This window comes from Micromonospora sp. 4G55, from assembly GCF_016803375.1.
This window is the reverse complement of sequence record NZ_JAEVHN010000397.1, coordinates 1-5,775: the sequence shown is the minus strand read 5'-3', so window position 1 is coordinate 5,775 and position 5,775 is coordinate 1. Positions and strand designations below refer to the sequence as shown.

Sequence of the window (5,775 nt, the reverse complement as noted above, 5' to 3'; positions counted from 1 at the left end):
CCAGCGCCACCAGCCCGCCGGTCAGCACGGCCCGGCGACGGCGCGCCGGGTCCGCCAGCGCCTGCGCACCGTGGCCAGGTCACCCGGGTACGCGGGCGTGGTGGCGGCGGCGCGGTGCACCAGCTCCGCCAGGGGCTCGGGTACGACGTCCATCGTCACTCCTTCTCGGCCAGAGCGGCCCGCAGTTCGGCCAGCCCTCGCGACAGCCGGCTCTTGACCGTCCCCTCGCTGAGGTCGAGCACCGTCGCCGTCTCGGCGGTGGAGAGATCCAGCAGCACCCGGCAGACGATGACGGTCCGCTGGCTGGTGGGCAGCCGGTCCAGCGCCGTACGGGCGGCCAGCGCGGCCGGGTCCGGGGCCGCGACGGCCGGATGGCGCTCGTCGGCCATCGGCGGCCGCTCCCGGCGTACCTTGCGCCACCAGGAGGTGGCCCAGTTCAGGCCCACCCGGAAGGCCCATCCGGCGGGGTTGTCCAGCCGGCTGACCCGGTCCCAGCGGGCGTACGCCCGGGCCATGGCCTCATCGGTGGCCTCCCGGGCCAGTCCGGGGTCGCCCAGCGCCAGGGCGAGCGCCCGGTGGACCCGGTCGACGTGCCCCGCGTAGAACCGGTCGAACGGCAGCCCGGGCGGCTCGTCGGTCGGCCCCGCGGCCACCTCACCTGGTGCGCCGAGGGTCACGCTCGGAGGGTTTCCCATGTCAGGTACACGCCACGCCCGCCCGTTCGGTTCCCGGGGACCGCTCCCGGGTACGGCGACGCCCGCCGCCCAGGCGGGTGCCTGGCCGGCGGGCCGTCGCCCGTACGTCGAACGGTCAGTCGTCGTTCGTGATCGTGCCCACCGCCAGCGGGTCGGCGAACCGCAGGTTGAGCGGGCCGGCGACCGCGAACGCGATCTTCTCGTCCGCCTCGACCTTCCGGTCACCGCGCACGGTCACCGGGAAGGCCAGCGAGGTCTGCCCGGCGGGCAGGACCTGGCAGCCGACGTACGGGTCGAAGTCCGACCCGGCCGTGGCGGTCAGGCCGACGGCGGCGGCACAGATCGTCGTCGGCACCGACAACGGCCGCGACACGGTCGCGGTGAACGTCAACGTGCTGTCGCCCTTGTCGCCCTCGACCACCGAGGTGTCGCCGACGCGCAGCGACGGCTGGGCGCGGAACCGCGCGACCTGTGGGTCGTGGTCGCTGGCGCCCCGCGACCCGTCCCCGGTGAACTCGGCCGGCCAGTCGGCGTTGATGTGCGCCGCCCGCACCTGCACCAGGTCATCGTGGAGCGCGTCGTTGACGAAGAGGTTGTCCAGCGTCTGCGCCGAGCCCTGGAAGCTGTACGAGTACGCCGCCACCGGGACGTCGGCCACCAGGTCGTCCCAGAGGTTGTGCAGGCCCGCCTCGTACAGCGGGGCGAGCTGGTCCGACGGGGTCGGGTTCGCACCGGTGGCGATCGGGTCGTCCGGGCGCGGGAAGACGTTCAGGTCCCCGCCGTAGACCACCCGGGCGTTCGGGTCGGACTGCTCGATCGCGGTGACGATCGCCGCCCCGTACGCGGCCTGCTCGGTGCGCTGCCCGACCCGGCTGTCCGGGCCGGACGAGTAGTGGTTGCTCAGCGCGTACAGGGTGAACTGCTCGGTCGCGCCCGGCGCGGCCTTCACCACGAACTTGCCCAGCTGGGGCGCGCGGGTGAAGACGTTGTTGCCGTCCTTGCCGGTCGACGTGTCCGTGTCCGCCGGCAGCACCGCGTTGAGCGCCTTCGGGTTCTGCACGTCCGTGTTGGACGGCAGGCCGGCCGCGCGGTACTCCACCGTCGGGCTGGCACCCAGCAGCGGGTCGGTGGCGGTCGCCTCGGCCAGCGAGAGCCGGTCGGTGCGGTAGAGGAACGCCGAGGTGATGCCGCGGGCGTCCGCGCCGGTCCGGTCGTACGCCGCGGCGTAGGCCGGGCCACCGGCGGCCGCGACGGCGAGCGCCAGGTCCTGGAGGGTGTCCGGGGCGCCGTCGGCGTCGTTGCTGTCACCGCAGGCCAGCTCGGTGCCGGAAACCGTGCAGATGTCCTGGTCCTCGGCCTCCTGCACCAGGATCAGGTCCGGCGAGTGCAGGTCGGTCCGGATCTGGTCGGCGAGATTGCGAGGTGCTCGCGGTAGTCGGCCTCGTCGGCCGGCACGTAGTCGAACGGCGGCGACACGCCGGTGCAGCCCGCGTTGCCGGTGAAGTCGCAGCGTCGAACGGGTCGTCCCGGTAGTCGTACAGGTTCTCCACGTTGTAGGTCGCCACGGCGACTCGCGGGACCGGTCCGCCGGCGCGGGCGGGTTGTTCACCGACGGGTCGACGCCGGCGGTCAGGGAGAGCGCCTCCGGCTGCACGCTGAACTTGCTGAAGCCGTAGGAGACCGCGCCGTACGCGTCGGCGGCGAGGGTGTCGAACGTGCGGGCCGGCGGGAGCAGCGCGGTCGAGTCGCCGGCGGTGGCCTTCACGCCGCCGCCACCGAGCAGGATCCGCTGCCCGTTGCCGTTGTCGAAGAGCTGGCCCGGCACGTCGTCGAGCGGGTGCGCGTCCCGGAACACCCGGCGGGCGTACGGGTCGGTCCGCTTCATCAGCGGGTCCTCCCGGTCGACCACCCAGACCTCGGAGTCGGCGGTGGAGCCGAAGACGTCCCGGGGGCCGGTCACGCCGCTGCCGGCGCGGACCCGGAGCCGGGCGCCCTCGTGCCGCTCCCAGAACCGGTCCGCGGCGGTGGCGTCGGCCGGCGGGGTCGCGTCGTCCACCGTGACGTCGGTGTCCACGTCGAGCCCGGAGGCGAGCTTGCGGACCAGCGAGGCGCTGGAGAGCTGGGTCTGGTTGAAGTACTCCGACACCCGGGCGCGCAGCACGACCTCGTCGCCGACGGTCGGTGCGTAGCCGCCGATCAGCGTGGTGAACGAGCCCATGAAGACGAAGACGCCCTCCGAGCTGAGCGGGTCGCCGTCCTGGGCGCCCGTACGGCTCTGCAGGTAGAAGCCGTACTGGTCGGCGCCGGCCGAGGTGCGGGTGAGCGACTTCTGCGTGATCACACCGCGCACGTCGTACAGGGCGGAGCTGGTGCCGTTGCCGCTGGCCGGGGCGAGCGGCGAGCGGTCGGTCCGCGGGTTCTCGTCGTCCCGGGTCGGGCCCTGCACCTCGCCGACCGAGAGCACGGTGGTGACCTGGACGGTCAGCGTGCAGGTGGCGGTGCCGCCCTCGGCGTCGGTGGCGGTCAGCGTCACCGCGTACGCCCCGGCGGGCAGGCCGGTCGCGGTGACCGTGGCGGTGGCGGTCCCGCCGGTGGCGGTGGCCGGCGTGAGGGCCGTCCGGCTGATCGAGCCGGTGGCCGGCGTGGGGTTGACCGAGGTGACGGCGAGGTCGGTGACCGTGTCGTCCGCGTCGGTGGCGGTGACCTGGCGGGTGGCGGTCGCGCCCGCCTCCAGGGTCAGCGCGCCGCCGCAGTTGAGGGTGGCCGGGTGGTCGACCGGGCCGCCGCCGTCCACGGTGTGCGCGCCCAGACCGTCGAAGGTGTCGGTCGGCAGGCCCGTCCACTGGGCGGCCGGGTCGAACGCGTCGGACGGGTCGGTGTCCCCGATGGAGACCGACGGCAGCCGCCGCAGCGTGTTGTCGGCGGTGCTGGTCAGCCCGCTGCCCCACTCGGTACCGGGGTCGACGCCGACCTGGCCGATCGAGTCGAGCACCGCGCCGGCCTTGCGCAGCACGATCGCGTCGTCCCCGTTGAACAGCGACGCGCCGGTGGTCTGGTCGGCCTGGGCGAGGACCGCCGGGGCGGCCGAGGAGGCGGCGAAGACGAAGGCGTCGCCGGCGGCGACGGTGCCGCTCAGCGCGACGTTCGTCGGCGTGGTCGAGCCGTTGAAGTAGAGCTGGAGCTGGTAGCCGCCGGCGGTGAGGTCGACCGGGGAGCCGGTGCCGTTGAACAGCTCGATCGCCTTGTTGTTCGACGAGCCTTCGACGTACTCGGAGATGAACAGGTCGGTGGGCGCGGCGATGGCCGCGGTGGGTGCGACGCCGATGACCGGAAGGGTGACGGCGGCGGCGGTTGCGAGCGCGGCGTATCTGCGGCGCGGGCGCATAAGGCCTCCACGATGGGTGGACGGGGACTAACGCACGTTAAGTGTCGGTGCTGGCCGCCGTCCATCCCCCGCCGGGGGCGGTGTGGTGAACTCGCGGTCAGCGGGCGGCGTCGATCCGGTGCACCAGCTCGGCGACGTCCACGCTGTATTCGCACCACTCCCGGTCGGGGCGGTAGCCCAGCTCGGCGTTCACCTTGAGCATCGCCTCGTTGGCCTGGGCGTTCCAGGTCTGCACCTCGGCCAGCGTCGGCTCGGCCGAGCGCAGCTCCAGCAGCATCCGGGCCTTGATCGCCCGGTCGATGCCGTAGCCGCGGTGATCCTGCACCACGATCGTGTCGTACTGGTCGGCCCGGGTGGGGTGCTGCGCGGGCACCACCACCTCGGTCAGCCCGGCGACCTCGCCGCTCTGCTCGTGCAGGGCCAGCACGATGTACGGCTTCATGCCCCGCCGGTGCAGCGTGTCCAGGCTGTCCCGCAGCCGCTGCGGGTCGTACGAGCTGGGGCGCAGCTCGCCGTCGTCGACGTCGCGCACCTCGGCCTTGGCCCGCGCGTACGCCTCGATCAGGTCGTCCGGCGGGCCGCCCGGGCAGAACTCCAGGTGGTAGCCGGCGCCGATGCCGGTGGCCATCTCGGCCAGCGCCGGCCAGTCCACCGCGCCGAGGTCGAGCACGCTGCGGGTCTCGACGTACTCCCGGGTGAAGCCGAGCGACTCGTAGAAGGCGACGGCCGGCGTGTCACCGACCACCTCGACGCCGATCGACTGGAAGCCCTCCTGGTAGACCCGGCGGGCGGCGAGCAGGACCAGGTCACGACCCAGCCCGGTACGCCGGACGTCGGGGTGCACCAGCACCTCCAACACGCCGATGTCGCCGAGCAGCAGCACGTGCACGTGGCCGAGGATCGCGCCGGGCCGGCCGTCCGGCCCGGGCTCCGCCTGGGCGACCCAGGAGATCCGCCGCTCACCCGGCATCACCTCGGAGAGGTATTCCCGCAGGGAACTCTCCCGCCAGGGCGGGTCCTGCGGGAGGTCCGCCGCCAGGACCGCGTTCAGCGTGTCCAGCACGGACGCGACCTCGTCGGACGACGCGGTCCGGGGATCCCACTCGCGCACCATCACCCGTCTAGCTTGCCGTCATCGGCTGCCGGGGGGAAGTGTCCGGTCCGGCAATGTATGCGAACGATCACGTCACGTACGGCTGGACACCCCGTACTGGTTGGCCTTGTCGAAGACATCCTGGGCGTACCGGCGCACATCGTTGTAGGACAGGATGGCGCCCCACCAGTCGCCGGGGATGGTCATGTTCCGGCCACCCTTGCAGAGGTACCGGGCGGCGGCGAGCGCCGCGTCGTCCAGGTCGTGCGGGTCCTTGCGGCCGTCGTTGTCGGCGTCGACGCCGATCTCCTGCCAGGTGGTCGGGATGAACTGCATCGGCCCGATGGCCCGGTCGTAGACGGTGTCCCGGTCGAAGAGCCCCCGGTCGGTGTCGGTGATCCGGGACCGGCCGCCCTGCCCGTCGAGCGGATCGCCGATGATCTCCGGTTCGGCCCGGCCGGTCGACTGTAGGCTGGCGCCGTTGGCCTGCCCGTGCCGCGACTCGACGTACCCGATGGCGGCGAGCGTGGTCCAGCTCAGCTGGCAGCTGCGGTTGGTCTCGGCGAGCACCAGCTCGGCGTAGCCGTACGCCTGCATGGCCA

The 5,775-nt window shown here is 73.2% G+C and carries 4 protein-coding genes and 1 pseudogene; all 5 read right to left on the bottom strand.

What is annotated here, in order from left to right; translation table 11 throughout:
• Positions 1–21: 21 nt before the first annotated feature.
• Positions 22–153: a hypothetical protein gene (locus JNW89_RS36935; RefSeq protein ID WP_255541223.1), complete on the bottom strand. Its 132-nt coding sequence runs from the start codon at positions 151–153 to the stop codon at positions 22–24.
• A gap of 2 nt (positions 154–155) precedes the next feature.
• Positions 156–677, bottom strand: a complete 522-nt coding sequence (locus JNW89_RS25480) for a sigma-70 family RNA polymerase sigma factor (RefSeq protein WP_238450828.1) — start codon at positions 675–677, stop codon at positions 156–158.
• 133 nt (positions 678–810) lie between these two features.
• A pseudogene (locus JNW89_RS25475) lies at positions 811–4,080 on the bottom strand (lamin tail domain-containing protein).
• Between the two features lie 97 nt (positions 4,081–4,177).
• Positions 4,178–5,194: a GNAT family N-acetyltransferase gene (locus JNW89_RS25470; RefSeq protein WP_238450830.1), complete on the bottom strand. Its 1,017-nt coding sequence runs from the start codon at positions 5,192–5,194 to the stop codon at positions 4,178–4,180.
• Positions 5,195–5,266: 72 nt separating this feature from the next.
• The coding region (locus JNW89_RS25465; RefSeq protein ID WP_238450827.1) for a lytic murein transglycosylase at positions 5,267–5,775 on the bottom strand (509 nt) is incomplete at its 5' end.